At 58.7% G+C, this 25,050-nt stretch carries 28 protein-coding genes; 10 read left to right on the forward strand and 18 right to left on the reverse strand.

Annotation, left to right across the window (positions count from 1 at the left end; all coding sequences use genetic code 11):
• Nucleotides 1-12: 12 nt before the first annotated feature.
• A complete protein-coding gene (locus tag FHT97_RS28285) occupies nucleotides 13-432 on the reverse strand; it encodes a CopG family transcriptional regulator (RefSeq protein ID WP_183864876.1) in 420 nt (139 codons plus the stop codon).
• Between the two features lie 1,075 nt (nucleotides 433-1,507).
• Here FHT97_RS28285 and FHT97_RS28295 point away from each other — a divergent pair.
• From FHT97_RS28295 to FHT97_RS28305, 3 genes are all read left to right on the forward strand, one after another.
• Complete coding sequence (locus FHT97_RS28295; protein WP_183864878.1) at nucleotides 1,508-2,143, forward strand: response regulator; 636 nt, start codon at nucleotides 1,508-1,510, stop codon at nucleotides 2,141-2,143.
• Nucleotides 2,144-2,279: 136 nt separating this feature from the next.
• On the forward strand, nucleotides 2,280-2,936 hold the full coding sequence (locus FHT97_RS28300) for a response regulator (RefSeq protein WP_183864879.1): 657 nt from the start codon (nucleotides 2,280-2,282) through the stop codon (nucleotides 2,934-2,936).
• Between the two features lie 75 nt (nucleotides 2,937-3,011).
• Nucleotides 3,012-4,205 carry an MFS transporter gene (locus FHT97_RS28305; protein WP_183864880.1) on the forward strand — a complete coding sequence of 398 codons (1,194 nt, stop codon included), beginning with the start codon at nucleotides 3,012-3,014 and terminating at the stop codon, nucleotides 4,203-4,205.
• On the opposite strand, the gene FHT97_RS28310 is transcribed toward FHT97_RS28305, so the two are convergent.
• On the reverse strand, nucleotides 4,202-5,722 hold the full coding sequence (locus FHT97_RS28310; protein ID WP_183864881.1) for a PAS domain-containing sensor histidine kinase: 1,521 nt from the start codon (nucleotides 5,720-5,722) through the stop codon (nucleotides 4,202-4,204). The genes FHT97_RS28305 and FHT97_RS28310 overlap by 4 nt on opposite strands.
• Before the next feature lie 409 nt (nucleotides 5,723-6,131).
• Here FHT97_RS28310 and FHT97_RS28315 point away from each other — a divergent pair, with 409 nt between their 5' ends.
• Both FHT97_RS28315 and FHT97_RS28320 read left to right on the forward strand, forming a co-directional pair.
• Entirely contained in the window at nucleotides 6,132-6,557 is a 426-nt protein-coding gene (locus tag FHT97_RS28315) for an ATP-binding protein (protein WP_259131701.1), read from the forward strand.
• 32 nt (nucleotides 6,558-6,589) lie between these two features.
• On the forward strand, nucleotides 6,590-7,033 hold the full coding sequence (locus tag FHT97_RS28320; RefSeq protein ID WP_183864882.1) for a Rid family hydrolase: 444 nt from the start codon (nucleotides 6,590-6,592) through the stop codon (nucleotides 7,031-7,033).
• 16 nt (nucleotides 7,034-7,049) lie between these two features.
• Here FHT97_RS28320 and FHT97_RS28325 read toward each other — a convergent pair whose 3' ends face one another.
• The 4 genes from FHT97_RS28325 to FHT97_RS28340 form a co-directional block, all read right to left on the reverse strand.
• Nucleotides 7,050-8,651 (reverse strand): DHA2 family efflux MFS transporter permease subunit, encoded by a 1,602-nt coding sequence (locus FHT97_RS28325; RefSeq protein ID WP_183864883.1) that lies wholly within the window; start codon nucleotides 8,649-8,651, stop codon nucleotides 7,050-7,052.
• Nucleotides 8,652-8,704: 53 nt separating this feature from the next.
• Entirely contained in the window at nucleotides 8,705-9,871 is a 1,167-nt protein-coding gene (locus FHT97_RS28330; RefSeq protein WP_183864884.1) for an HlyD family secretion protein, read from the reverse strand.
• Between the two features lie 86 nt (nucleotides 9,872-9,957).
• Complete coding sequence (locus FHT97_RS28335) at nucleotides 9,958-10,716, reverse strand: SDR family oxidoreductase (protein WP_183864885.1); 759 nt, start codon at nucleotides 10,714-10,716, stop codon at nucleotides 9,958-9,960.
• Between the two features lie 97 nt (nucleotides 10,717-10,813).
• Nucleotides 10,814-11,233, reverse strand: a complete 420-nt coding sequence (locus FHT97_RS28340) for a cupin domain-containing protein (protein WP_183864906.1) — start codon at nucleotides 11,231-11,233, stop codon at nucleotides 10,814-10,816.
• Between the two features lie 309 nt (nucleotides 11,234-11,542).
• Here FHT97_RS28340 and FHT97_RS28345 point away from each other — a divergent pair, with 309 nt between their 5' ends.
• Nucleotides 11,543-12,481 (forward strand): MBL fold metallo-hydrolase, encoded by a 939-nt coding sequence (locus FHT97_RS28345; RefSeq protein WP_183864886.1) that lies wholly within the window; start codon nucleotides 11,543-11,545, stop codon nucleotides 12,479-12,481.
• Between the two features lie 546 nt (nucleotides 12,482-13,027).
• Here FHT97_RS28345 and FHT97_RS28350 read toward each other — a convergent pair.
• Complete coding sequence (locus FHT97_RS28350) at nucleotides 13,028-13,465, reverse strand: EF-hand domain-containing protein (RefSeq protein ID WP_183864887.1); 438 nt, start codon at nucleotides 13,463-13,465, stop codon at nucleotides 13,028-13,030.
• 624 nt (nucleotides 13,466-14,089) lie between these two features.
• Here FHT97_RS28350 and FHT97_RS28355 point away from each other — a divergent pair.
• Nucleotides 14,090-14,452, forward strand: a complete 363-nt coding sequence (locus FHT97_RS28355) for a metalloregulator ArsR/SmtB family transcription factor (RefSeq protein WP_183864888.1) — start codon at nucleotides 14,090-14,092, stop codon at nucleotides 14,450-14,452.
• Nucleotides 14,445-15,656, forward strand: coding sequence for an arsenite efflux MFS transporter ArsK (gene arsK, locus FHT97_RS28360; protein ID WP_183864889.1), 1,212 nt, complete (start codon nucleotides 14,445-14,447; stop codon nucleotides 15,654-15,656). Before FHT97_RS28355 ends, arsK begins: the two co-directional genes overlap by 8 nt.
• 2 nt (nucleotides 15,657-15,658) lie before the next feature.
• On the opposite strand, the gene arsH is transcribed toward arsK, so the two are convergent.
• From arsH to FHT97_RS28395, 7 genes are all read right to left on the reverse strand, one after another.
• On the reverse strand, nucleotides 15,659-16,369 hold the full coding sequence (arsH, locus tag FHT97_RS28365; protein WP_183864890.1) for an arsenical resistance protein ArsH: 711 nt from the start codon (nucleotides 16,367-16,369) through the stop codon (nucleotides 15,659-15,661).
• On the reverse strand, nucleotides 16,362-16,790 hold the full coding sequence (arsC, locus tag FHT97_RS28370; protein ID WP_183864891.1) for an arsenate reductase (glutaredoxin): 429 nt from the start codon (nucleotides 16,788-16,790) through the stop codon (nucleotides 16,362-16,364). Before arsC ends, arsH begins: the two co-directional genes overlap by 8 nt.
• A complete protein-coding gene (gene arsB / locus FHT97_RS28375) occupies nucleotides 16,787-17,845 on the reverse strand; it encodes an ACR3 family arsenite efflux transporter (RefSeq protein ID WP_183864892.1) in 1,059 nt (352 codons plus the stop codon). Before arsB ends, arsC begins: the two co-directional genes overlap by 4 nt.
• Before the next feature lies 1 nt (nucleotide 17,846).
• The gene (locus tag FHT97_RS28380; protein WP_183864893.1) at nucleotides 17,847-18,374 is read right to left on the reverse strand and encodes an arsenate reductase ArsC; all 528 of its coding nucleotides are present in this window, start codon (nucleotides 18,372-18,374) and stop codon (nucleotides 17,847-17,849) included.
• A gap of 15 nt (nucleotides 18,375-18,389) precedes the next feature.
• Nucleotides 18,390-18,833 carry an arsenic resistance N-acetyltransferase ArsN2 gene (arsN2, locus tag FHT97_RS28385; protein ID WP_183864894.1) on the reverse strand — a complete coding sequence of 148 codons (444 nt, stop codon included), beginning with the start codon at nucleotides 18,831-18,833 and terminating at the stop codon, nucleotides 18,390-18,392.
• Nucleotides 18,821-19,180 (reverse strand): metalloregulator ArsR/SmtB family transcription factor, encoded by a 360-nt coding sequence (locus FHT97_RS28390; protein ID WP_183758281.1) that lies wholly within the window; start codon nucleotides 19,178-19,180, stop codon nucleotides 18,821-18,823. Before FHT97_RS28390 ends, arsN2 begins: the two co-directional genes overlap by 13 nt.
• A gap of 77 nt (nucleotides 19,181-19,257) precedes the next feature.
• Complete coding sequence (locus FHT97_RS28395; RefSeq protein WP_210296796.1) at nucleotides 19,258-19,509, reverse strand: hypothetical protein; 252 nt, start codon at nucleotides 19,507-19,509, stop codon at nucleotides 19,258-19,260.
• Between the two features lie 110 nt (nucleotides 19,510-19,619).
• Between FHT97_RS28395 and FHT97_RS28400 the strand changes: the two genes are divergently transcribed.
• On the forward strand, nucleotides 19,620-19,802 hold the full coding sequence (locus tag FHT97_RS28400; protein ID WP_183758283.1) for a DUF3606 domain-containing protein: 183 nt from the start codon (nucleotides 19,620-19,622) through the stop codon (nucleotides 19,800-19,802).
• Between the two features lie 307 nt (nucleotides 19,803-20,109).
• Here the strand turns inward: FHT97_RS28400 and FHT97_RS28405 are convergent, their stop codons facing one another.
• A complete protein-coding gene (locus FHT97_RS28405) occupies nucleotides 20,110-20,310 on the reverse strand; it encodes a cold-shock protein (RefSeq protein ID WP_183758285.1) in 201 nt (66 codons plus the stop codon).
• A gap of 1,065 nt (nucleotides 20,311-21,375) precedes the next feature.
• Between FHT97_RS28405 and FHT97_RS28410 the strand changes: the two genes are divergently transcribed.
• Complete coding sequence (locus FHT97_RS28410; protein ID WP_183864895.1) at nucleotides 21,376-21,573, forward strand: hypothetical protein; 198 nt, start codon at nucleotides 21,376-21,378, stop codon at nucleotides 21,571-21,573.
• Nucleotides 21,574-21,962: 389 nt separating this feature from the next.
• Here the strand turns inward: FHT97_RS28410 and FHT97_RS28415 are convergent, their stop codons facing one another.
• From FHT97_RS28415 to FHT97_RS28425, 3 genes are read right to left on the reverse strand one after another with little or no spacing between them, the layout of a single operon-like run.
• Complete coding sequence (locus FHT97_RS28415; RefSeq protein ID WP_183864896.1) at nucleotides 21,963-22,466, reverse strand: SRPBCC family protein; 504 nt, start codon at nucleotides 22,464-22,466, stop codon at nucleotides 21,963-21,965.
• A complete protein-coding gene (locus FHT97_RS28420) occupies nucleotides 22,466-22,654 on the reverse strand; it encodes a DUF2933 domain-containing protein (protein WP_183864897.1) in 189 nt (62 codons plus the stop codon). Before FHT97_RS28420 ends, FHT97_RS28415 begins: the two co-directional genes overlap by 1 nt.
• Entirely contained in the window at nucleotides 22,651-24,798 is a 2,148-nt protein-coding gene (locus tag FHT97_RS28425; protein ID WP_183864908.1) for a copper-translocating P-type ATPase, read from the reverse strand. The genes FHT97_RS28420 and FHT97_RS28425 overlap by 4 nt, the downstream gene beginning before the upstream one ends.
• Nucleotides 24,799-25,050: the final 252 nt, after the last annotated feature.

A 25,050-nucleotide genomic window follows, 5' to 3' on the forward strand; every position in this document is an offset into this window, starting at 1 on the left:
GTTGCCGTTGCCCTAGCGAATACGCTCGGCCAAGGCTGATTTCAGTTCTGCACTGGCGTGAAGTGCGCCCAGCACGGTGATGGATTCGATGGTTGCAAGGGCAAGCTCGGGGGAGACATCGGCTGCGATGCGGGCAAGTCCGACTATCTTGATATCGAGGCGTTCTCCGGCAGCCCTCACCGCTTCCAGATCGGCACTGGTATAGTCGCGAAGTCCCAGTTCGAGAGTGTGCCGGACGATCGATTGAGTGACCGCCTCACGCTCGATGGCAAGCTGGTTTCGGATTGCCGTGCGGATGAAATCCGTGCGATTGGAATAAAAGCCTTCCTGCACGAGAAGATCGACACGACCGAGATCGACATAGCCTAGATTAATCGTGATTTTTTCAGAGTCACCGCCCTTGTCGCGGAGCTTGTGAACATTGTCCTTCATAACGTATCTCCATCCAGATAGATGTTATATGGATGGTATATGGATGCTTTTCAAGTGCGACCGCACAGAGCGGTAATTCGAAGGCGGTTTCCATGGGATCGCGCCGGCTATCGTCGAGCGTTGGCGGGGAGAGAGGCGCCCCCCTTGTTCCTGGATTTCGGTGACGCTGAATTTGCGCTCCCTTGGCTGCCCGCAAAGGAACTCCTCTGGCCGCTGAATTACCTTCCACCGGAGCGAGTGATCGTGACGCCCGTTTTCCGGCAGAGTGTGATTGACCATCTGCTATCAGGAACGCCGATTGAGGGGTTTGCCAGGCCGATGCCGGTTCCACCGCCTAAAAACCACCATTGCCCGGGTTTCAGGCCCATCTTATGAGTGCGCGCGGGCGGCGGCCAAGGTTCGCACGCAGCTGTTAGCGGTAGAACTCGGCGACTATCGGCAGCCTCCTGTTCGTCAGCTACAGCAGATCGGCCCTCCTGATCCATCCTCGTTTCGACTCCGGATCGAGGGCCACGGTCAGAGCGGTAGGGCGCACTCTGAGCCCGGAAATACAAACCTTGGTATACCTGCTACATTGAGGACAACTATGATAACCTTGAGGCGTGAAGGACCGCCGCCCAAGGACACCCTTCTGCGGCCCGCTAATGCCCCGATCTCAGCATTTCCCTGCGATCAAATTCTCTGCATGCCGGTTCAACATAGGTTGCCAATGGATGTCTGGCTCCCGCGCGAAGATTGTCGCTATAGTCGATGACGACCGTAAATTTCGCGTCGCGTTGGAGGACATGCTTGCCTCCGCTGGCATATACGGCGAGCTGTATGCTTCAGGCGAAGATTTCATGTCCAGCAAGGGCTATCTCACGTGCGACTGCATTCTCAGCGATCTCCGGATGTCGGGAATGTCTGGAATCGAACTCCTCCGACGACTGAGGGAAGGTGGGATCGAGCAACCAGTGATCCTAATGACATCCTATCCAGACCCGGATGCTGCGTCTGTCGCTTTCGAACTGGGAGCCTGTGCATTTCTCAGCAAGCCCTTAGATAGCAGTGAATTGCTCAATCTGCTGAGGCCACCATGACCAAGGCGAGCCACCCACCGTTTACAACGGTCCACATCATTGATGACGACCTGAGAATTCGAACGTCGCTGGTCGATTTCTTCGCATCGATTGGCCTGCTGGCTACGGCTTATGCAAGGGCGAGCGACTTCATGGAGCAGGCCGACTTGTCGGGCCCCGGGTGTGTCATTCTGGATGTCCGGATGCCTGGAATGACTGGTCTGGAGCTTCAGGAAAAGCTGTCTGCTCTGGAATGCCCCTTGCCGATCATATTCATGACTGGGGACGCTTCTGTGGAGGCGAGCGTTTTGGCCATGAAGGCCGGCGCGTTTGACTTCATATTGAAACCATTGGAGCTCAAAACCCTTGCTGAACGCACGGGTTTCGCGCTTTCCCGCAATGCTGAGATGCGGTCTAAATATCTGGCGCGGTTCCGCGCGCAATCGGTTGTAGATACTCTTACGCCCCGTGAGTCTGAGGTATTTGCCCTTGTTTCGAAAGGCCTGCCCAACAAAGCGATAGCACGGGAGATGAACATCAGCGAGATAATGGTCAAGCTTCACCGTAGCCGCATGATGAAGAAGCTTCAGGCCAGATCGATCGTGGACGTCGTGCGTACCTTCGATGAAATCAACACCGCCCAGGCCAACTAGCTGCTATCATTTGCCGGCAGGCCACGATTGGCAAACCAACGTATATCGTCCGCGACCGCTACGTTGGTGTTAGACTGCTGCGCAACGTAGCCGGAACAAGTTCTGGCAGACAAGCACTCCGGCCGGGAGGTGTACCATGGCAGTTTTGAGTTCCAAAGCGGAAGCAACGGTGGAACCCATTGTCTATATCGTTGATGACGACGATCGGATGAGGGAATCGCTTCTCGACCTTTTTATGGCCACTCACAAGGAGGTATCCGCGTTTGCCAGTGGCGCTGAGTTCCTCGAAGCGGCGGACACGGGGCGACCGGGCTGCATAGTCCTCGACCTTCAAATGCCAAACAGCAGCGGCCTAGCGATACAAAAAGAACTGGCAACCTCCGGAAGCCGAATGCCTGTCATATTCCTGACGGGACACGCCGATGTTCCGTCCAGCGTCACCGCCCTGAAGGCAGGGGCGGTGGATTTCATTTTGAAGCCGTTCGCTCCTCGGAACTTGCTCGAAGCGGTGGACAAGGCAATCGAGCTAGATGACGAGCGTCATCGCGTGCTGAACGAACATAATAGGTTGTACGCACTCGCGGACACGCTTACGCGACGGGAGCGTGAGGTGATGTTCCTCATTGTAAGCGGCCTTATGAACAAGCAGGTGGCCTACGAACTCGGTATTTGCGAAATGACCGTCAAGCTGCACAGGATGAACGTCATGAGGAAGATGGAAAGCCGGTCGCTCGCCGATCTCGTCCGCAAAGTCCAAAAACTCCATGACGGCCACGAGATGACAACGGTGTAGTCCTCTAATTTACACGGGTTTGATGACGGGGTAGGGTGCCGACCGACAATAAACGCGGTTGGGGAACCGCCGAATATGGGCGAAGTTTCAGGCAATGCCGCCATATCCCGCGATCCTGCCTCTCTGGTGATCGGCGCGACAGCCGCCCAGATTATCGGCGGTCTCGTCCCTCAAATGTCGCCATTTGTTGTCGCTGGATTGATCGACGGTCTTTCGCTGCCGGAGCGCGATGCTGGTTTTATTGCCTCCGTCGAACTGTTGTCTCTCGCGACTGCCGCGATCCTGATCGCACCGTTCTTATCGCGGTTTTCCTACAAACGGGCCAGCCTGTTCGCGATTATTGTGACCCTTTCTGCGCAAGGCGCATCGATCTTTGTCGCTGGGTGGAGCGGGCTATTGCTTTTGCGGGGATTGGCAGGAACCGGGGAGGGAGTCCTCTACGCGATTTCGCTCAGTATCGTAGCTTCTCACTCGCAGAACCCTGAAAAGATTTTCGGCTACTTCCAACTTGTCTGGGCGATAGGAAGCATTGCGCTTTTCAGCATCGGCGGTGAAGTCACCGCCGCATTCGCGCATCGAGGTATATTCACTCTCCTTGCGGCAACATCCCTGGCATTCACACCACTTCTTTTGCTCGTTCCCAACGTCCGCGCGGTGAGGGACGGCAACACGATCGTTGCCATCAACAACCGGATGCTCGGAGTTTTGCTTCTTGCCGCAATCGTCCTGTACGTGGCCGTTTCCGCCGGGCTATTCGCCTTTAGCGGACCACTGGGCGAACGGGTCGGCCTTGATACCAGCGCGGTCGGATACGTACTGACTGCGTCCACACTCGTTGGTCTGGTGGGAGCGGGTACGGCCACGGTGCTGAACGTCCGCTGGGGAAGGGCAACTCCAATCACGGGCTTCTGCGTTGGTTACATCCTCGTCGTGCTGGCGCTCTGCCTCTGGCCCGACCCGTGGGCATACAGGATAGCGGTCATTGCATCGGCCGTCCTTTACTACTTTTCGCTGCCGTATCTATTCGGCCTGGCTGCTGCGCTCGATTCCAGCGGACGGTGGGCGGCGGCGGCAGGTGCTGCAAATCTCCTCGGGTTTGCAGCAGGTCCCGTTTTTGCGGGCGTAGTGATCGGGGCTTCCGGCTATGCGAGCTTGGCGGCGGTTTCCAGCGCGATGATCGCTGCAGCCTGGGTCCTGGCCATGTACGTTATAGGCCGTGGGTACAATGGTCGGAGCCTTCGCGAGCGCGTGCCAGAATCGACGGCCTAGACTTGTTCAGCCGGAAGCCCGATCGGCAAAGTGAACGCGACGGTCGCACCCACCGTCTCGTTGTTTTTCACCCAAAGATGGCCCCCGTGGGATTCGACCATTGAGCGGCAAATCGGAAGGCCCATCCCCATCCCCGCGCTCTTCGTCGTGAAGAACGGCTCGAAAACGCGGTCAGGATCGCTAAATCCACTCCCGGAATCCTCAACGGAGATGACAACGGTATTGGGACCATCCCGATCTGTTTTTATCCTCAACTTCCTCAAGGGGTTCGTGCTGTCCATCGCCTGAATTCCGTTCCGGATCAGGTTCACCAAAATCTGTTGCACTTGGATGTGATCGACCAGAACCTGTGGGAGCGCTGGATCGAGTTCGGTATCGATCCGGGTGGTCGTCGCGGCAATTTCGTCCGACATGAGGCTCAAGACCTCGTTGATCAGTTGGTTTATGTCCTCAACTGTTCGCGCCTGGGGCTTGTGCTGGAAGAGGGCGCGGATTCGAGCGATGACATCCGTGACCGCTCCAACGTCCTCGGATATACGTTCCGCAGCACGCCTGCCCCTCTCGACGTTCGGTGGGTCGGCCGACAGCCATCGCGAGCATGCCTCGGAGTCAGCGGCGATCGCTGCAAGCGGCTGATTGATTTCGTGGGCGATAGACGCCGAAAGCTGTGACAGGTTGGCCGCTTGCGTTGCCTGCGCCAGCTTTTCCGCCGATCGTCGCAGCGCCGCCGTCGCCTGTACCTGGTCCTCGATGTCGTGGCATAGGCCGAACCATTGGACGATATTGCCGTCCTGATCCCGCAAGGGTTCGGCTCGACCTGACATCCATCGATAAGCGCCGTCCGCGCGAAGTAGACGATACCTCATTGAGAATCTGTCCCCGGATGCCAGGCACCGGGTAAGCTCGACACCAACGGCCTCGACGTCATCCGGATGGAAAATGGTGTCCATAACGGACTCGAGCGAGCTCACGTTCGACACATCAAGGCCAAGAAAATCGGCCATGCGCTTGTTGACCAGGGTTGTCGTTCCATCAGGCGTCAACCGCCACAAATGGCTTGGGACCATATCGACGAGCAAGGATAGCTCGAGCGTACGCGCCTTCAGTTCCGCTTTTTGATCCTCCATGTCGACGTTCTGACCGTGCCATGCCGTTATCCGGTGGTATGTGTCCCAAGATGGCCGCCCCTCGATACGAAACCATCGATACTCGCCGTCTGCTCCTCGTAAGCGGTGCTCGCCCTTGAAAATTTCGCCTGTGTGCAGCGAATGTCGCCACTTGGCAGCTGCGGCGTCATGATCGTCGGGATGGACCCGCCACAGCCAGTCAGACTCTTCTGTCAAAGAGCCGACGCCGAAGTATTCTCGCATGCTCGGATTGATGTACGTGAACCGCCCCCCCGAGTCCGTCGACCACAAATGGCCAGGCAGCGCGTCCACTAGGTCACGCGCCAGCGCCGCAAAGTCGCGGTCGCTTCCCGATTGATCAACCTTCGACAGCGCCTTGCCTTCAGACATTGGCTCCTCCGGTCAAAAAACACTAAAGCCCACCTTTCGCTCGGTTTGGCGATCAGGCGGCTTGTTGAAGGGATGGCGCATTATACGCTGAAGAAGCCGATCTTCAAGTTACAGTAGTGCGCTATCTTTCCAGACAAAAGCTTCCATCGGGCAGGGCTTTGGGTTTCTTCAGGTTAGGTGTCGAAGCGCTCACAGGACCCCAAACTTCAGTTTACTTGTTGGCTGCGCTCCCACGCCTTACGAAGGTTTCCAATCGGTCGCTCAAAGCGGCTGAAATCGAAGCGCAATGGCGCTCCGGTAGCCAGAACCCGAGCAAGGCCACGGAGATGAACGCAAATTCCACACACTTGATCTCCCCAAATACCGAAGCCGACGGGCTCGATATATCGGGCTTCCTCGCGGAAATAGCATTGGAGGTCGAAATGACGCTGGGAGAGGATATCGTCCTGGACATCGAGGTCCCCTCAACCATCCCTCGCGTGACGGTCTTCGCGACGCAGTCATCCAACTGCTCGCGAACTCTCGCGAAGCCTTGCCAGAAGGAGGTTCGATCTCGCTCGCAGTGGCTGCGACGCGCCATGCCCCCCTCTCGGAGGTCGTAGAACTTCGAATTGTCGACAACGGCATAGGGATGGACCGCGAAACACTCCGGCGCGCCAGCGACGCGTTCTTCACGACGAAATCCACTGGCCTCGGCGGTTTCGGGCTGACGATCGTCGGCCACTTTGCCCAAGAGATCGGAGGAAATCTCCATCTGCAGAGCGAGATTGGCATCGGCACGCGCGCAACTCTGGTCCTTCCGCTGCGAAGCCGTGATGAAAAACTGGCTCTGTGAGAACGGAGAAGATTGGTCACAAGGAGGACTTTATGGAAACGTCGAAGAAGACCGTGAATTTCGGAGTTCCTTGGGAAATGACCTATGGCTACTGCCAAGCGGTCCAAGTCAAGGATGTGGTTTACCTTTCTGGGCAGCTCAGCCACGACAGCGAGGGAAATCTCGTCGCTCCTGCTGAGCTGGACGCATCTGGGCGTCCTGTGAATTTCTCGAGTATGGAAGCCCAGATGCGGCAAACCTACGCCAACGCCGTGGCGCTCCTGGAAAAATTCGGAGCTACGCTTGATGACGTGGTCGAGGAGACCTTGTTCGCTCTCGACGTCGACGCTGCCTTCGCGGTAGCAGGAAAAGTCCGGAAGGAAGTGTACAATACAGAGCTGCCTCGGTGCGCGAGTAACTTGATCGGAATTTCCCGTCTCGCCTTCCCGGAGCAGCTCATCGAAATCACGTTTCGAGCGGTTTTGGCATCGGCGTAACGAAAATCGGGGTCAATTAGTGCGCTCCACCTGCGGAGAGCCGGCCTGGTTTCTTCAGCAGGAGGGACGCTAGCAATGCAACGACGAGCGCCGCTCCCATCAGAAAGAACGTATCGCTGAACGCCATGATGTTTGCCTGCTGCCGGACCTTGAGGGCAATGGTCACGATAGCCTTGTGCGTCGCAGCGGCTTGGTCGCTGACGCCGTGGTTCATGTAGTAGGCCGCCAGCTTGGCAATACGGTTACGGGATGACTCGTCGAAAGCGCTGATGGAGTTCGTCAGGATGTTGGAATGGAACTGCTCTCGCTTGGTGAGGAATGTTTGCAACGACGCTATTCCGACCGCACCGCCGAGGTTGCGCATCATGTTGAACAGGGAGGATGCCGACCCGGCGTTTTGCTCTTCGATCCCCGCGGTGGCGACTGCCGACAACGGGGTAAAAACAAGAGCCTGGCCGACGGCACGGACGACGTTCGGCCAGAACAGCTGGTCGCTCGCATAGTCTGCCGTCATGTAGACGTTCATGAAGTTCGAGGCCGCAAACAGCGCGAAGCCGAAGACGATCAGAAGGCGGACGTCAAAAACCTTCATCAGTCGCGGAACGAGCGGTATCAGAAGAAGCTGTGGGATGCCTGTCCAGGCAAGCACCGCTCCAATCTGCTGCGAATTGTAACCCTGCACGCGGGAAAGGTAGATCGGCAGGATGAAGGCCGATCCAAAAAGCGCCATTCCAAGCAGAAAATTCGCGACGATCCCGAACCCGAAGTTTCTCCTGGCGAGAAGCCGGAGATTGAGCAATGGGTGCTTGCTTCTAAACTCAATGACGAGAAATAGCGTCAGCGCGATTGCCGCGACAATCGACAGCCGCACGATGAAGTTGGAGCCGAACCAATCTTCCTTGTTTCCTTCTTCGAGCACGGTCTGGAGGGCGGCGAGACCAATGGCCATTGTGACGATCCCGAGCCAATCGCCCTTTGCCAATAGGCAGAGGTCCATGGGCGCGCGATCGAGCGATGCCCAAAGCATGCCGACCATGATCACTCCGGGGACCAGGTTAACGTAGAAGATGAATTCCCAACCGTAGTTCTCGGTCAGGTAGCCGCCGATGGTTGGTCCTATGGCCGGCGCGAAGGTGGCTGAAAGCGCGAAAAGCGCCAACCCCGTCGGCTGCTTGGGTTTGGGAAGAAGGGTGATGATAATCGTGAAGGCCATTGGGATAAGCGCTCCGCCGGAAAAACCCTGGACGGCCCGCAACGCGATCATCTGCTGGAGATTGGTCGCGAATGCACATGCGACTGAGAAGACGAGGAAGAGGATCGCGCTGGCGAGAAGGTAGTTGCGGACGGAGAACACGCGCGCAAGCCAGGCGCTCAACGGAATGACGACGATCTCGGCGATCAGATAAGAGGTGGATATCCATCCGCCGTCGTCCTTTCCCGCACCGATCGCCCCCTGGATGTCGGCCAGCGACGCGTTGACGATCTGGATGTTCAGAACAGCCATGAACGCGCCGAGTGTCGAGGCGACGACGGCACACCAGACCCGCAACGTATCTTCGGCCTGTTTTGGAATTGCAATTTGACGGTTGCTGTTCGCGGAAATAAGAAGAGTAGCCATGACATGCCTCTCCGTAGTTACGAACGTGCGGGTGAGCTTCGTTTTCGATATTGCTATGGCGCTTCCGGCGCGTAGGCGTCTTTCGTGTCGATTTCCGGCTCCACCGACATGCCTGACCGCAGCGTGGCGGAGAGGCGCTCGTCATCGATGAGGATTTTTACCGGAATGCGCTGAACGATCTTCGTAAAATTGCCCGTAGCGTTGTCGGGTGGGAGCAGGGAAAACTCCAGGCCGCTGGCGGGAGAGATACTATCGACGTGTCCCTTGATCTTGAGCTTGGGAAAGCTGTCCACCCTGATCTCGGCTTGTTGGCCAGGGTGCATATGCGTGAGCTGGGTCTCCTTGAAGTTCGCCACGATGTAAACCGCATGCAACGGGACGACCGCCATCAATTGCGTGCCTGAGGCCACGAACTGTCCAACCCGGACCGATCGTGCGCCGACCGTCCCGTCCACGGCTGCGACAATGCGGGTATAGGAGAGATTGACGGCTGCTTGATCGACGGCAGCCGTGGCCTTGTCGCGTTGAGCTACCGCCTGATCCCGCTGCGTTCTGAGGACCTGGACCCTGCTCTGGGCGGAAACGAGAGCAGCCTGATCCCGATCGACCGCTCCGGAAGCCTGGTCCAGGATGGATTTGCTTTGCTCCGCGCGCGATAGGGTCCCCGATCCGTTCGAGGTCAGCCGAGCATTCCTTGCCGCGTCGGACTTGGCGAAGTTGTAGGAGGCTTTCGATACGTCGACTGAGGCTTTCGCCTGCTCGATAACGGAAGCTTGCAGTTCGATCTGGGCGTCGAGATTGGCAATCGCAGCTTCAGCGCTCTGCAGGTCGGCTCGGGCGGAGTTGTGGGCGATTTGAAAGTCCCTGTCGTCGATCGTCGCAAGGACTCGACCGGCATTTACGAAATCGTTGTCGTTGACCAGAACATCCTTGATGTAACCCCCCACCTTGGGGGCGATGGTCGTGTAGTCCGCCTTAACATAGGCGTCATCTGTCGATTCGATGAACCGTCCCGTCGTCCAGTAGTCGTAGCCGAAGTGAGCGACATATCCCACCACCGCAATAGCGGCGATCGCGTATCCGCTCCTTTTGAGCAAGAGTTTCGGGGATCGGGTCCGTACCTTTGAGAGGGGCTCTGCCGTTTGAGGCGCCGCATCCTCGTTCTCCCGGCCAGTCTCTATGCTTTTGCCGAATGTTTCCTGTCTGGGCAACTCGACCATGGCCCTGTCCTTTCAACACTTAGGTTGGCAGGTCTGCTTGGCCGTCGGGCACGGTTTTACGCGCCCGGCGGCCGGATTCCTCTGTGTCAGGCCGCGGCTTGTGAGCGTTGCGCGTGCCACGTCCTGAAGTCGAGAGTTCCGAGCTTGGCGGTACCTAAAGGAACCAATGCCCGGTCATCGACCAGCGTGCCGAAATACCGCGCCTGAGGATCGACAAGAACCTTCCGACTATCGCCGATGGAAGCGAGATATTCGATTACGAAGTCGCTCATCGGTTTTTTCTCGGGTCCGGCGATTTCTATCGTTCGGTTCTCGGCGGTGGCGGTCGCCGCTTCCGCGACGAAGCCTGCAACCTCGTCGGCGGCTATCGGTTGGAACGCGCCATGCGACACGTGGACAGCTCCATCGACCGTGGCACTATCAGCGATACCTCCCAGAAATTCGAGAAACTGCGTCGACCGCACGATCGTATATGGAGCGCCATCCTTCTTGATAAGCGCTTCCTGTGCGAGTTTCGCCCTGAAGTAGCCGTTCTCCGGAGATCGCTCGATCCCGACGATGGAGAGCGCGACATGGTGGCGAACTCCGGCGGCACGCTCCGCCTTGAGCAGATTGGTCGTTGACGTCTCGAAGAACAAAAGCACGGCGCTCGGTTCCCAGGAGGGGGAGTTCGTGACGTCTATTACGACGTTTGCTCCAGCCAGCGCGCCGCCGAGACCTTCGCCCGTGAGAGAGTTGACTCCAGTGGACGGAGAGGACTGAACTACCTCGTGCCCACGCGTTCGCAGGCGCTCGGCAACTTTCGTCCCGATAAGGCCTGAGCCTCCGATGATGACGATTTTCATGGTTCCATACCTTGTTTGGGGGCGGCACATCAATGTTCGGATGTGGCCGCCGAAGTTCAGAGAAGAGCCGGCTTGAGAGAGCCGTACCGCCGCAACCCTAATCGGTAGCGCCATCCGGTATCGTGAGCTTCGTTTCATCAGTGTCGACAACGAAGACCGCGAGAATTTTGGCGGGCTTCGTATCGCTGGCATTGGCGCTGACCTGGTGGTGGTCACCGGGGACTTCGATCCAGTTTTCACCGGTCTTGTAGATTGTCACCTTACCGTCGTTGAGCTGGCTCTTAATCTCGCCTTCGATGACCGTGGCGTAGATGAATGCGCTTTTGGCATGGGTATGCGACGGGTTATGGCCACCTGGCCCGTACTCGACGAGCACGCCGCGCATGCTCTTGCCTGGTACGTTGGGGAGGGGGTGGTCGAAGACCACGGAGACTTTGGCGTTGTGAGGTTTGTCCGCCGCGCCGGCCGGTACTGCAATCAGTGCCGAGCAAAACAAAAAGGTCGCGAGCTTTCGCATCATGCTTCTCCTTCGCTTTTGATCCTGCCTATGACCGGCTGGGATCGTATGCGACCTGCGAGGAAGAAAAATAGATATACCAAGGTTAGTAATCGGCCTGGCGCAAGGCCACTCGCCAAACGCCTGCCTTTGATGAAGCGAGTAGAAGGCTTTGGCAGGGAGTAGAGTCGGCGGAAAAAGCACTGCCAAGGAGGTCGCGTCGCAGCACCCCCAAACCTAAGCATACCTCGACCACATCTTGTCCCCGATCTAAGGTTCTGATCGCGACCTATGACCGACAGCTCTCAACAACCTTATCTGGAGCCTATCATGTCAACGGTAGATGCAAGACCCACCACCACGTCGATCCCTGGGCCTATACTCGGTAACCCTCAAGGCGAACTGGTCCCCTCGCGCTATGCAGTGCGCGTTGGCGACATCGACGTACTTGTGATCAGCGACGGCGTGCTGACGCCGCCGGCCGAGTCAATGGCCACCAACGCCGACCCGGCAACTCGGTCGGCCTGGCTGGACAACATGTTCTTGTCGAAAGAGGCCTTCGACTGGGCCTTAAATGCGGTCGTCGTGCACAGCGGCAGCCAGACGATACTGATAGACAGTGGTCTGGGGGAAGAGTATCCGGACTTCCCAAGGGCCGGCTTGTTTGTTCAGCGGCTGGAGGCGGCAGGCGTCGATCTCGCGGCGGTCACGGACGTAATCCTCACCCACATGCATTTCGACCACGTCGGCGGCTTGCTTGCTGACGGTGTCAAGGAACGGTTACGGCCGAACCTCAGGATTCATGTGTCTTCAGCGGAAGCCGAATTTTGGCAGTCGCCCGACTTCTCTCGGACCGCCATGCCACCGCCTCTTGTCGAACTCGCACGGCGTGCATCTTTGGAATTCTTGCGCGAATACGGCAGCCATCTTCGAACATTCGTGGATGAGGCCAAGGTAGCGCCGGGCGTCACCGTCGCTCGCACGGGCGGCCATACCCCTGGACATAGTGTTGTACGCCTTGCGTCTGGCGGCGAGCGACTGATGTTCGCAGGCGACGCCATCTTCCCCGTTTCGTTCGATCATCCGGAATGGCACAACGGCTTCGAGCACGACCCAGAGGAAGCGACGCGAGTTCGCCTTCGTCTCATGCATGAACTCGCCGCCAATGGGTCTTGGTTGGTATCGACGCACTTGCCTTTCCCCTCCGTGGGGCGTGTGGCGGCTGCCGGCGATCTGTTTCGCTGGGTTCCGGTATGGTGGGATTTCTGAGTATCGCTTGCGGCCCGAAATGAGTTGTATCGGCGCAGTCTATTTTGATGCCTGACTTTCTCAGCAGGCGCTTCTAGGACGCCCGTTTCGGCCTTTGCTTGAAGCGGGCGTCGTCCATTGCTGCTCTGCCGATGGACGCTCCACCATCGACATTCAACATCTGCCCTATCATCATGCTAGCGTCGTCGGGCAACAGATATTCGATAGCCGAGGCGACTTCATCGGCTGTCCGAAGCGTCCCATAGGCACGCCCGACATAGCAGGCCTCGCCAGGGCCGCCAACAGGATTGTTTGCCCGGAACAGGTCGTTTTACGTGGGGTCGGCGTCGATAATCTGAGCTTCGCTCAATCTGATTTCTGCGGACCCGTCAATCGTCCAGTGCGATCCCAGGCAACGGTCCTTTTGCCGGACCATTCAAATTGCTCGTGCCCGGCACGGCGTGTTCCGCGGGCCAGTTGATAAACATAGCGGGTTCTCGATCTTAGCGCTAATCGAGAGCCGCCGCACCACGTGCATGGCGATGACCGCCTATGGCGTCATGCACTTTAGGTACTTGGTTTCAGATTGCGGAGACGCGCAGCCTCCGCATCGCTGAGGTGACCAACGCTGACGGGCAGGAGCCGCTCAAGTCCGGCGCGCATTTCATCCTGGTCGACGCTTCCTTTGTGGGTCGGATCCAACACGTTCCAATGCCTATCCACGACGGCCGCGTCGTAGGGCCGGTCGTTTGCCGCGGCGAGTTCTTTGTTGCTCTGGGCGTATTCCTCCTTCGAGACCCTGCCGTCTTCATTGGTGTCGGCTGCGAAGTTTGACTGTACCAGCCTTCGGTAAAAATCGTCCACCAACTGTGCGTCGGTCTTCAGCGCCGGAATCTTGGTGGGAGTAGACGAGGGTAGTTCAAATTTCTCATCGCTGACGGACGGGGAGTTTCCCGTTTGGCGGGCTAACACACTGTAAACCGAGCTGTGAAAATCGATTTTCATAGAAACCTCCTGGGCAAAAGCCAGGAGACCATGGTCGCAACGGCTTGCCTGAAACTGGTCGTTTTCTGGAATTCAGCCACTCTGTGACAGCTGCCATCGATTTCTCGATCCCGCAGTTCTTTCGGCATCCCGAGGCAACGCGTACGAACTTTTGGCTGCCCTCGAACGCCAGGCTGGCCGGGAGCCTTAGGAACGCCCGCTGGGGCATTCCAAAAGGCCATATCGCCCCGGGTGAGACGAGCACGTTGCCGCAAGTCGCGAAGCGTTCGAGGAGGCGGGAGCCAAAGGATTGAAAGCTTGAAGGCTCGTTCTCATGTCGAGGTTCACTCGCGGAAGTGTCCTCGCTGGCCATTGACCTCCCGAGAAAGGTGTGAGGAAACAACAAAGATTTCTGACCATTCTTCGGGATTCGCCCCGCAATCGAGGGCCGAGAACCGCCCGCCCTTGACCTCCGTGACGTGGTAGCCGGCCCTCCTCGTACGACAATATCAACGGCAAATTCGGCGCGGAGCCGACGTGGGACAGGAGTTGTCCCAAAGTGATGTCCAATGTCGTCGAAACCGTCTTGATGATCGAGTCCATATGCGCTACCCCTCTGATCAATGTTTCAAGGAATATTGAATTATGGAAGAACGTCAAGCCCTTATGTCTTTCGCGGCGCTGTCGCAAGAAACCCGCTTGGGCGTCGTACGCACGCTCGTGGTCGCCGGTCCGGATGGAATGGCGGCGGGTGCGATCGCCGAGAAGATGGGTGTCTCTCCGTCGAACATCTCGTTCCATCTCAAGGAACTCGAACGGGCCGGGCTGATCGACCAGCGGAGGGAGTCCCGATCGATCGTCTACAGCGCGAACTACGAGGCACTATCGGGGCTAGTCACGTTCCTTATGCACGACTGCTGCGCGGGACATCTGCGAGTACTTGGGGTTGGCGAAGGTGAGGGAGCCTGCTGCTCTACCGAGACGTCGGAAGAGAACCAAAATGCGTGATACGAAGAACGCGATTTCGCTCGCAACGATTTTCGCGCTCGGCCTGACCCAGATCATCGGCTACGGGACGCTCTACTATTCGTTTTCAATCCTCGCGCCCGGAATGGCGAAGGACCTCGGGATCACTCTCGAGCAGGTCTTCGGCGTGTTCTCGGTGTCGCTCCTCGTCGGTGGGCTTTCGGCCCCGATGATTGGAAAACAGATGGACGGGATCGGGGCGGCGACCGTGCTGACCGTCGGCTCGCTTTTCTCGGCACTGACGCTCGCCCTTTGCGCTTGGTCACCGTCGGTCGCCGTGTTCGCGCTCGCTATCGTCCTGCTAGAGGTATCCTCCGGGATGGTCCAGTACCAGGCTGCCTTCGCGGCGCTCGTCGAAAGCGATCCAAAGACGGCCTCCCGGAGCATCACCTATCTGACGCTCATCGGCGGCTTTGCCTCCACGATCTTCTGGCCGATCTCGGCGGCGCTGATGGGATATATGTCGTGGCGGGAAATCTACCTGGTGTTCGCAGCCCTCAATCTGGTCGTTTGCATGCCCCTGCATTTCTGGATGATGCGGAAGGGTAAGGCGGCAAGCGCCAACGGAACCGCTCGCGAACGACAACGAGTGATCGGCGCAATCCCGCCGGAGGCCCGCCGGGGTGCGATGGTCGTCGTCTCGGCCGCCTTCGCGATCCTCGGGTTCACTCTGGCATCGATCCTCGCGCACATGGTTCCGATGCTCGGTGATCTCGGTCTTGGAGCGGCCGCGGTGGTCATCGGCTCGCTTTTCGGACCCGCCCAGGTTCTGAGCCGCCTGCTCAATATGATCTTCGGCACGCGCCTGTTGCCGCCCATGCTTGCGGTCATATCGGCTGCGCTCATGGTCGTCGGCATCTTGATCCTCGGCCTGAGTGGAAGCTGGCTGCCGGGAGCCGTCGCCTTCGCGATCTGCCTTGGTCTCGGCTCGGGGATCAATTCGATCGCACAGGGCAGCCTTCCGCTTTATCTGTTCGGCAGCGACGGCTACGGAGCGATCACGGGCAGGATGGCGGCCGCCCGCCTCGCATTGGGAGCTGCCGCGCCTTTCGCCTTTGCGATGGCTATGGAACTGCTTGGCATCAGTCTGTCATTGTTCGTCACGGCCGCGCTCGGGATGGTCGGCATGGCCGCATTCGTCAGCGTGGCGATGGCGACGAAACGTAGCGTTGTCGCCGCTGGCTGAGATCAGATCGACTTCAGCTGAACCCGCTGTTCGAGCTTGGCCGCGTCTTCCTTCCGCTCGCTGTAGCGGTCGGTGAGGTAGGACGAGGCGTCGCGAGTCAGCAAAGTGAACTTCACCAGTTCCTCGCAGACGTCGACGACACGGTCGTAGTAGGACGACGGCTTCATCCGCCCGTCGGCATCGAACTGCTGATATGCCTTGGCGACAGAAGACTGATTGGGGATCGTGATCATCCGCATCCAGCGGCCGAGGATGCGAAGCTGGCCGACGGCATTGAATGACTGCGAGCCGCCAGATACCTGCATTACCGCGAGCGTCTTTCCCTGCGTTGGCCGCACCGACCCGACGGCAAGGGGAATCCAGTCGATCTGGGACTTCATGACGCCGGTCATCGCGCCATGGCGCTCGGGGCTGACCCATACCTGGCCTTCGGACCATTCGGAAAGTTCACGAAGTTCCTGCACCTTGGGATGGCTGACGGGAGCTTCATCTGGCAGGGGGAGGCCCTTGGGATCGAACACCCGAACCTCGCATCCCATTCGCTCCAGCAGACGGCGTGCCTCGTGAGCGAGAAACCTGCTGTAGGAAACGTCACGGAGCGATCCGTAGAGGATCAGGATGCGCGGCTTGTGTGTCGGGAACCGCGGGCGGAGCGCTTCGAGGTCAGGCTGGCGAAGATGCCGCTCCTCGAGAGCGGGAAATTCCTCAGACAACGCGCTTCCCCTTCTCGTCGAGAACCTTCTCGCCGTCTTCCTTGGCGAAGGCACCTTTTTGAGTGTCCGGCAGGATATCGAGCACAGCTTCAGACGGCCGGCTCAACCTCGTGCCGAGCGGCGTGACGACGAACGGTCGGTTGATCAAGATCGGGTCCTTGAGCATGGCGTCGAGCAATTGGTCGTCGGTCAACGAAGGATCGTCGAGACCAAGTTCTTCGTAGGGCGTTCCCTTCTCACGGATCGCCTGACGCACGGTGAGGCCCGCGTCAGCGATCATTTTCACCAGTTCGGCTCGTGACGGCGGCGTCTTGAGGTATTCGATTACACTCGGCTCGATGCCCGCATTGCGGATCATTTCGAGCGTGTTCCGCGACGTCCCGCATGTGGGGTTGTGGTAGATTATGACATCCATGTTCATGTCCTTTCGGTTGCGGCGTTTTTGGAAACGGCGGGCGCGGCCTCGTACCAGCCCTTGGTACGGTTCACGATCCAGACGACCGACAGCATCACGGGAACCTCGATGAGGACGCCGACGACGGTCGCGAGCGCCGCTCCGGACTGGAAGCCGAACACGCTGATGGCGGCGGCGACCGCGAGCTCGAAGAAATTGCTTGCCCCAATGAGGGCTGACGGCCCGGCGACGCAATGCTGTTCGCCCGATATCCGGTTCAGCAGGTAGGCCAGTGCGGAGTTGAAGTAGACCTGGATCAGGATCGGCACCGCGAGCAAGCCGATGACGGCGGGCTGCGCGATGATTTGCTCGCCCTGGAACCCGAAGAGCAGGATCAAGGTGGCAAGGAGGGAAAGAAGCGAAAGGGGCTGCAGCCTTGCCAGCAAACTGTTCAGGGATCGCGTCGTGCCATCAGCAGTCAGGCGCTTGCGAACCATCTGGGAGATGGCGACCGGGATGAGGATATAGAGGACCACCGATATCGCCAGAGTATCCCAGGGGACCGTGATCGCCGAGAGGCCCAATAGCAGTCCGACGATCGGTGCGAAAGCGACGATCATGATGGCGTCATTGAGGGCTACCTGTGACAGGGTGAAGTGGGGCTCGCCCTTCGTGAGATTCGACCACACGAACACCATGGCGGTGCACGGCGCGGCCGCCAGAATGATCAGACCAGCAATGTATGAGTCAATCTGGTCGGCCGGGAGCAGTGGGCGGAAAAGCCATCCGACGAACAGCCAGCCGAGCAGTGCCATCGAGAAGGGCTTGACGGCCCAGTTGACGAAGAGCGTCACACCGATCCCGCGCCAATAGCTGCCGACCTTCGCCAGCGAGCCGAAGTCGATCTTCAGCAGCATCGGGATGACCATCAGCCAGATCAGCACGGCGACCGGGATGTTCACGTTGGCGACTTCGGCCGCGCCGATGCCATGGAACACGCCAGGCATGACATGGCCGAGCGCGATTCCAACCACGATGCAGAGGAAGACCCAGACGGTCAGATATCGTTCGAAGGTGGACATATCACTCGGCCTTTGCGGATTTGACAGAAGCGCCCTCAAGCGAACCGATGTGGCGGACATGCTGCTCGAGCGCCATGCGGTCGATCGAGGCGAGCGGAAGATTGATGAAGGCGGAGATGCGGTTCTTGAGGAAGCGCGCAGCCAGCGCGAAGGCGCGCTGGATTTCGACCTCGGTCCCGATGGCGGCCGCAGGGTCCTCGACGCCCCAGTGCGCCGTCATCGGGTGGCCGATCCAGACCGGGCAGGCTTCACCAGCGGCGCTGTCGCAGACGGTGAAGATGAAGTCCATCTCAGGCGCTCCGGGTTTAGCGAAGACGTCCCAGCTTTCCGATGAGAAACCCGTCGAGGGATAGCCGAGGGCGTCCAGCTCCTTGAGCGCATGCGGGTTCACTTCGCCCTTGGGCTGACTGCCGGCGGAGAATGCCCTGAAGCGACCAGCGCCTTCCTTGTTGAGGATGGACTCAGCGAGGATTGAGCGTGCGGAATTGCCCGTGCACAGGAAGAGCACGTTGTAAGTCTTGTCGGTCATGGTCGTGTTCCGTGGTTAGGTCGCAGGCCGCCTGGTCAGTTTCATGATCGTCGCCGATGCGGGACAGATGCCCGACAGCTGGCGGGTGGAAAGAATTGTCTGCGGCACCTGATCGCGTGCGACGACCTGGAAGCCGACGCGCTCGAAGAAGGATGCGGCTCTCGTGGTGACGAGATAGACCTCAGACGCCATGGGTATTCGGGCTAGTGTCATTTCTGTGAGATGCCGCCCGTATCCACGCGATCTGAATTCCGGCACGATCACCACGGATCGCAGAAGGACGGCTTCATCTGAGGCCGCTTCGATACCTGCATAGCCAAGGACCTGGTTTTCGTCGTCGACGAGCCGGAAGTACGCTCTGTCGGGTCCATCGACATCGTCTATCGGTAGCCCGGCAGCGGCCAGCGCCGTCTTCAACTGCTCGGCCGCCCATATGGGGGCGAGCGTCAGTTCATACATGGCCCGGACTCCGGGGAGCAACATGGCGTCAGATCGGCGATGAGAGGAGCGCAAAGCTCAGCGTTTCCACCGCAGCAGTCCATAAGTAGGAACAACGTGAGCGCCCGGAAACCCTCGAGGTCCGCCCGGTAGATAATAGAGCGGCTTTGCCTCTCGCTTTTCACGATGCCAGCACGCGACAGGGTGGCGAGATGCGCGGACATGGTATTCTGCGGCACGTCCAAAATGCGAGCCAGTTCTCCCGCGGGGATGCCATCTGGCTCCGCCCTCACAAGCAGGCGGAAAGTTTCGAGCCTTGTCGTCTGGGCGAGGGCAGCCAGCGCCGCGATAGCGTCCTTAGGTTCCATACATCCAGAATAATGGATATAATTTGTCTGTCAACGGGTGAATGACCGACGACGTGGCGCCGGTGGTTGAGGACGAACTATGCCATCCGCTTCACGCGGAGCCTCCACCCATGAGGCGAGGATTGGACAGCGACGCCGTTGTCGTCTTCATCCATCTGAAGGGTCGCGACGATCCAATCCGGCGGCATGATCCCCGGCAGGTCCTCTGAACGCAGGAATTCGATCAAGGCATCGACGGCATCAAGACCACCCCGCGGTTCCCGCCCGTCGCGCTCCAGTGTCCAGAGGTACCGCATGGTTATCCTGATTTCCGTCGTGCGAGCCTGCATAGCGGCTTCAGTCGTCGCTTCAAGCGGCGCGATTGGTATTCGTTATTTCGAGGGAACTACTGGAGTCGTAGCGAGTTCCTGCTGCGAACATTGATCAAGGAGGACATGCAATGGCAAAGACGCAAACATCTCGAAGCCATGCACAGGATCGCGCCCGCGTCGCCGGCGGCCAGGACCACGAGGTAACATACGAGGCAAAGAAGGAAGGCGTCTCCAACGATACCGTCAAGGAAGCGGTCAGGAATGCTGGCAATTCCCGGAAGAAAGTTGAAGCCGAAATCGGCCGTCACTGACTTCTACCAGTATGTCCTAACAGCCGTGCCTTTCGGCGGTATCTCAGGACAAAGCTAAGACTGACCACAGCATCATGTCGCAGGCTGTCAGGGAATGGTATCGATATTACAAAGTCGAGTGGGACGATCAGGCGTCGTCGTTTCCGTGCGACGCAGCTATCAACCTTCACAATCGTGGCTGCCGATCCCTAGACATGGCCAATCCCCCTCGGCTGGCGAAGCTCTCTCGATGAAGTTGCACATGATAATTTCAGCCCCGCGGGTTGCGGTGCGATTTCCCGCGGGCCTAATTTGTTGTAGGTCGTGATCAGACCGGACGTACGTTCTCGGCCTTGGATTTTCCGGTCTTGCGATCTTGACCCAGCTCGTAGCTGACATTCTGGCCATCGCGTAGCGATCCGCCCTGGACGGCAGAGATATGCACGAAGACGTCCGGGCCACCATTGACTGGCGTTATGAAGCCGAAGCCCTTGTCCTGATTGAAAAACTTTACAGTTCCGTTAGCCACGTACTTCTCCGATAGTTTAGATTCTTCCAGGTGAAGTGATAGACCTAAGGGGCAGCGCAGGCAAGTAAGGGTGCCAACTAACCCTGGACAGAAAGCGGAAAAGTGCTGGAAATACTACCTCCTCCCTCTCGGTGGCGCTCCCCTAGCGGCCGTGAAGCCCCGATTGGAACCAATGCGGGAATATCTAAGAACACCTGCGCGGGTCGAAGTCGTACGGGGTCGGGAGATTTGCTTCCTCGGAGCAGGTTGGGCCACTTTGCCGGATTGGGTCCGTGAATTCTACGAGCGTGGCCATATGGTTATCGCCACGGCTGCTGTTACGGTATTCAACGCGACTGAAGCTCTTAGGGCGCGGCCCAGCGATTTCATCGTCCGCAGCCAGGATGGTGTCCTTTCAGTTTACGCCGCGGCGGCTTTTCACCGGGATTTCCTGCCAGCGCACGCAACTGAACTTCATAAACTTCACGCGGCATAGTGCGTCGGATTTTGCGTGGAGCCGTGCCTCTTCTCGCGAGTTCTGCCGAACATTTCTCTGGTCGGTGCGTACCACTCGATTGCTGCAATGAAAGCCAAAGCTGCCAACCGTCCTGCCTCCCCTTTGAGGCTCGTACATTGAAGCACGTCGTTCCGCGCCGGCCGGTCGACGTGCGGCCGCTATGTCCGACCTACGACGAAGAGGCGGGGCCCGCGTCTCAGACCTCTGACTACCTCTCCGGACTGCAGCTATTCCGTGGGCAGAACGATGCGGATCAGGGCCTCCCGGTCCTAGCCCCCGGGGGGCGTGAGGCATTGCAAATCCCGCTACCGGGAACGAACCGTTCTACAAGCGGGCCAGAATATGAGCGTTTCGTCACCGCGGTTCGCGCTCGCGGCTATCGTTTTCCACAGCCGGAATCGCACTATCCGGGACATGCTCCTCTACCGTCGCAACCGGTTACCTCAAACGACGTGGACGTTAGTAATTAAAGTAATTATTTGGTAACCACAAAGCTCGACACGGAAAGCATACGAACACCAAATCACCTAGTTTCCGCCTCGCTTCAATGAATGAAGAGGTGATGAAACATGTTGAATACCGGCGGTGTTGCCGAGAGTATGGCTACGGATAAGTCCATTGGCGACGAGGAGATCCTAGTTGCGATCGATCACTTGAATAATGCAGTTCGAGCATCCAGCGATGCCGGTAGCCCGATTTCGCCAGATGTTCTTCGCGTCAAGCGCATCCTCGAAGAGGTCGCCACACAACGCAACCTGCTTGCCTAGCACTTCACGAATTTGAGCCCGCCATCGGCGAAGGTGGCGGGCTATGATTGCGTCGACGAGATACCGACAAACTACGCAGCTTGCATTCGGGCGGCTCACTTGCATGGGAAAACTTCGGTAGTCGCAATATTCGGCTGGCAATAAAGCGTCCGCGCCCGCTGCTTGATCCTGTTGTCATGATGGCGCAGGACATGACCTATCTCGAAAAGTGCAAGAGGATATGGGCAAGAGGGGCACGTCATCCAGTGGCGGCTCGAAGATGGATATGTCGTTGGTCGGCAACATGAAGATGGACCGATCAACATGGAAAGCTTTGTCGACGCTTGTCGACGCTGCGCCGAGAACTGCGAAATGATGCCGACGGGAGGCCCAGGAGGCCGGCCTATCCGTTATTGGCCATTGCGTGGGGATGCGAAGTGTTTCAAAGCCTCTGACGTCATTTTCGACACGCACAACCCTGCATATGCTTTCGCCGGGAACGAGCCGAGCCAGCTGCCAATCGGGCTGCGGGAATACGAGTATTGAATTTTGACGATCACCCGGGAGCCTTCTCTGATCGGCTTTATGACGAAATCCATGTGGTAGTTGTCGATGACCAGCAGTTTCGGACGGCCGAGCGTCTGCCATGATTTTCGCCACGGCGGTTGCCGTTCGGTGACGATCTCTTCAACGAACACGTCCATGCCGAGGACCCTGCCTCGCATCTTCACGATGGAGCCGACAACTTGCCCGTTCCCATGATCGACCTCGTATTCCATGGAAGCCCCCAGCATCATCAGCGAGGGCTTCTGCATATGGGCCCCGACAACGGTTGGATCATCGAGGAACGCGAAGACCTGCTGGGGCGGAGCCAGCAGGTCGATGGTGCTTATCGCAGAGTCCTCGTACGTCATCACGCGCCGTCCTTGTGGTCATGACCTCCATGACCACCGTGTCCATGCAACAGGTGCATCAGCGGACATGCCAAAAGAAGAAGGTATGGGGCGATGCCAAGCGCGTGCGGCCAATGCTCCCGGAGCATGAAGAACACGACGATAATGCCAAGTGATGCCGCCATCAAAATCCAGGTGCGCGAATTCATAGTCCGATACTCCTGAGTCTGAGGGAATTGCCGACGACGCTCACGGACGACAGGGTCATGGCGGCGGCGGCGATGATGGGGGAGAGGAGGATTCCGAAGACGGGATAGAGAGCGCCCGCCGCTATCGGTACGCCAGCAGCGTTGTAGATGAAGGCGAAGAACAGGTTCTGCCGGATGTTACGCATCGTCGCCCGGCTAAGCTGCCTTGCCCTGACAATGCCTTGTAGATCGCCCTTCAGCAGGGTTACGCCCGCACTTTCGATAGCGACATCCGTTCCGGTTCCCATGGCAATTCCGACGTCGGCCGCCGCAAGTGCAGGTGCATCATTAACGCCGTCGCCAGCCATGGCAACGATGCGGCCTTCGCCCCTCAGCCGCGAGACGATCTTGCTCTTGTCTTCTGGAAGGACTTCCGCCTCCACCGAGGTGATGCCGAGCTTGCGAGCAACTGCTGCCGCCGTCGTCTTGTTGTCGCCGGTCAGCATGACAACTTCGACGCCTTCTTCCATCAGCGCCTTCACGGCCTGCGGTGTCGTGGCCTTGATCGGATCAGCGATGGCAAAGAGACCGGCCAGCGAGCCATCGATTGCCAGGAAGATGACGGTTGCGCCTTCGTCTCGGAGTTCCTCCGCTTGAGCCGTCATTGGCAGGACGTCGACGTTAGCGTCGGCCATGATCCTGTGGCTTCCCAGGATAAGCTTTTTTCCTGAAACATTCCCCGTCACGCCTTTGCCGACCGGACTGTCGAAGTCTTGCGCGTCTTGGAGAGGGAGATTCTGATCTTGAGCAGCGACGACGATAGCATGGGCAAGCGGATGCTCGCTCGACCGTTCCAGGCTGGCGGCCAACTGCAGGACGTCATCAGCCGCCACGCCGTCGCGAGGAATGATGGCTGTCACTTTCGGACGCCCCTCGGTGAGGGTCCCGGTCTTGTCGACCACGAGGGTGTTAATCTTTTCAATCCGTTCCAGTGCCTCGGCGTTCTTGATGAGAACCCCGAGCCTTGCGCCGCGACCGACGCCCACCATGATCGACATCGGTGTCGCCAGCCCCAAGGCGCATGGGCACGCAATGATCAGGACAGCGACGGCTGCGACCAACCCATGGGCAAATCGCGGCTCCGGACCTATCAGCAGCCATGCGACAAAGGCGATGACCGCAATGACGATAACGACCGGTACGAACCAGCCCGACACCTGGTCGGCCAGGCGCTGGATCGGCGCACGAGAGCGCTGTGCCTCGGCGACCATCCGCACGATCTGGGAAAGCATCGTGTCACGGCCGACCTTTCCGGCCTCCATGACGAAACCGCCGGTCTGATTCATAGTGCCGCCGATCAGCTTCGAGCCGACTTCCTTGGAGACAGGCATGGACTCGCCTGTGATCATCGACTCGTCGACCGAGCTTCTACCTTCGAGAAGGATGCCATCGACCGGTACCTTCTCGCCGGGGCGAACACGAAGCCGGACCCCGACCACAATGACATCGAGGCCGACATCTTCGTCGGAGCCATCCGCTTTCACGCGTCGCGCCATCTTCGGAGCGAGATCGAGCAGGGCCCGGATCGCGCCGCCCGTTTGCTCGCGGGCTCGAAGCTCAAGAACCTGACCCAACAACACGAGGACCGTGATGACTGCTGCCGCCTCAAAGTAGACCGCAACCGCGCCTTCGTTTGAGCGAACCGTTTCCGGAAAGATTTCCGGGAACACGGTCGCGACCGCACTATAAATCCAGGCGACGCCGGTTCCCATGGCGATCAGGGTAAACATGTTGAGGTGACGACTGACCAGTGACTGCCACCCCCGTTGAAAGAACGGCCAGCCAGCCCAGAGCACGACAGGGGTGGCCAAAACCATCTGCACCCAGTTCGACGTCTGAGCGCCGAGAAGCATGTGCAGGTTCGTGAGGTGGCCGCCCATCTCCAGCGCCAGGACCGGCAGAGAGAGCACCAGGCCGATCCGGAACCGACGTTGCATATCGATCAGCTCGACGCTGGGGCCGGTCTCAGCTGTCACCACTTCAGGTTCGAGGGTCATGCCGCAGATTGGACAGTTACCCGGGCCGGGCTGCCGTATCTGGGGATGCATGGGACAGGTATAGATGACCGGCTCGCCGGTTATCGTAGGCGGTGGCGATGCCGCCATATGTTCATGGTCGTGATGATGTACCGTTGTCACGAGACACTCCGTGTTTTCCGTTGCCAGCTCGCGCGGCCGCGCAATGGCCACGCTCGTCAGGTCAGGCAGCGGTACGGGGCGGTCCCAGCGATGGTGGGAAAATGACACCGGTCAGGTGATCGACTGGTTGCCGGTAGGCGACGTCAATGAAACTCGGAACGTGATGGACTTCTGGCGCAACGGCCTCTGCGACAAACACCAGACACTGCAAGGCACAGC

It is taken from the genome of Rhizobium sp. BK399, assembly GCF_014194695.1.
Classification (GTDB): domain Bacteria; phylum Pseudomonadota; class Alphaproteobacteria; order Rhizobiales; family Rhizobiaceae; genus Rhizobium.

Excerpts from the sequence above, each read along its gene's own strand:
- FHT97_RS28350 (WP_183864887.1), bottom strand. The coding sequence starts at position 13,465 with ATGAAAATCGATTTTCACAGCTCGGTTTACAGTGTGTTAGCCCGCCAA.
- FHT97_RS28410 (WP_183864895.1), top strand. The coding sequence starts at position 21,376 with ATGTTGAATACCGGCGGTGTTGCCGAGAGTATGGCTACGGATAAGTCC.
- arsC (WP_183864891.1), bottom strand. The coding sequence starts at position 16,790 with ATGAACATGGATGTCATAATCTACCACAACCCCACATGCGGGACGTCG.
- FHT97_RS28295 (WP_183864878.1), top strand. The coding sequence starts at position 1,508 with ATGACCAAGGCGAGCCACCCACCGTTTACAACGGTCCACATCATTGAT.
- FHT97_RS28425 (WP_183864908.1), bottom strand. The coding sequence starts at position 24,798 with ATGGCGGCATCGCCACCGCCTACGATAACCGGCGAGCCGGTCATCTAT.
- FHT97_RS28320 (WP_183864882.1), top strand. The coding sequence starts at position 6,590 with ATGGAAACGTCGAAGAAGACCGTGAATTTCGGAGTTCCTTGGGAAATG.
- FHT97_RS28310 (WP_183864881.1), bottom strand. The coding sequence starts at position 5,722 with ATGTCTGAAGGCAAGGCGCTGTCGAAGGTTGATCAATCGGGAAGCGAC.
- arsN2 (WP_183864894.1), bottom strand. The coding sequence starts at position 18,833 with ATGTATGAACTGACGCTCGCCCCCATATGGGCGGCCGAGCAGTTGAAG.
- FHT97_RS28305 (WP_183864880.1), top strand. The coding sequence starts at position 3,012 with ATGGGCGAAGTTTCAGGCAATGCCGCCATATCCCGCGATCCTGCCTCT.
- FHT97_RS28400 (WP_183758283.1), top strand. The coding sequence starts at position 19,620 with ATGGCAAAGACGCAAACATCTCGAAGCCATGCACAGGATCGCGCCCGC.
- FHT97_RS28330 (WP_183864884.1), bottom strand. The coding sequence starts at position 9,871 with ATGGTCGAGTTGCCCAGACAGGAAACATTCGGCAAAAGCATAGAGACT.
- FHT97_RS28390 (WP_183758281.1), bottom strand. The coding sequence starts at position 19,180 with ATGGAACCTAAGGACGCTATCGCGGCGCTGGCTGCCCTCGCCCAGACG.
- FHT97_RS28300 (WP_183864879.1), top strand. The coding sequence starts at position 2,280 with ATGGCAGTTTTGAGTTCCAAAGCGGAAGCAACGGTGGAACCCATTGTC.
- FHT97_RS28415 (WP_183864896.1), bottom strand. The coding sequence starts at position 22,466 with ATGACGTACGAGGACTCTGCGATAAGCACCATCGACCTGCTGGCTCCG.
- arsB (WP_183864892.1), bottom strand. The coding sequence starts at position 17,845 with ATGTCCACCTTCGAACGATATCTGACCGTCTGGGTCTTCCTCTGCATC.
- FHT97_RS28345 (WP_183864886.1), top strand. The coding sequence starts at position 11,543 with ATGTCAACGGTAGATGCAAGACCCACCACCACGTCGATCCCTGGGCCT.
- FHT97_RS28335 (WP_183864885.1), bottom strand. The coding sequence starts at position 10,716 with ATGAAAATCGTCATCATCGGAGGCTCAGGCCTTATCGGGACGAAAGTT.
- FHT97_RS28340 (WP_183864906.1), bottom strand. The coding sequence starts at position 11,233 with ATGCGAAAGCTCGCGACCTTTTTGTTTTGCTCGGCACTGATTGCAGTA.
- arsK (WP_183864889.1), top strand. The coding sequence starts at position 14,445 with ATGCGTGATACGAAGAACGCGATTTCGCTCGCAACGATTTTCGCGCTC.
- FHT97_RS28420 (WP_183864897.1), bottom strand. The coding sequence starts at position 22,654 with ATGAATTCGCGCACCTGGATTTTGATGGCGGCATCACTTGGCATTATC.
- FHT97_RS28395 (WP_210296796.1), bottom strand. The coding sequence starts at position 19,509 with ATGCAGGCTCGCACGACGGAAATCAGGATAACCATGCGGTACCTCTGG.
- FHT97_RS28285 (WP_183864876.1), bottom strand. The coding sequence starts at position 432 with ATGAAGGACAATGTTCACAAGCTCCGCGACAAGGGCGGTGACTCTGAA.
- FHT97_RS28325 (WP_183864883.1), bottom strand. The coding sequence starts at position 8,651 with ATGGCTACTCTTCTTATTTCCGCGAACAGCAACCGTCAAATTGCAATT.
- FHT97_RS28380 (WP_183864893.1), bottom strand. The coding sequence starts at position 18,374 with ATGACCGACAAGACTTACAACGTGCTCTTCCTGTGCACGGGCAATTCC.
- FHT97_RS28355 (WP_183864888.1), top strand. The coding sequence starts at position 14,090 with ATGGAAGAACGTCAAGCCCTTATGTCTTTCGCGGCGCTGTCGCAAGAA.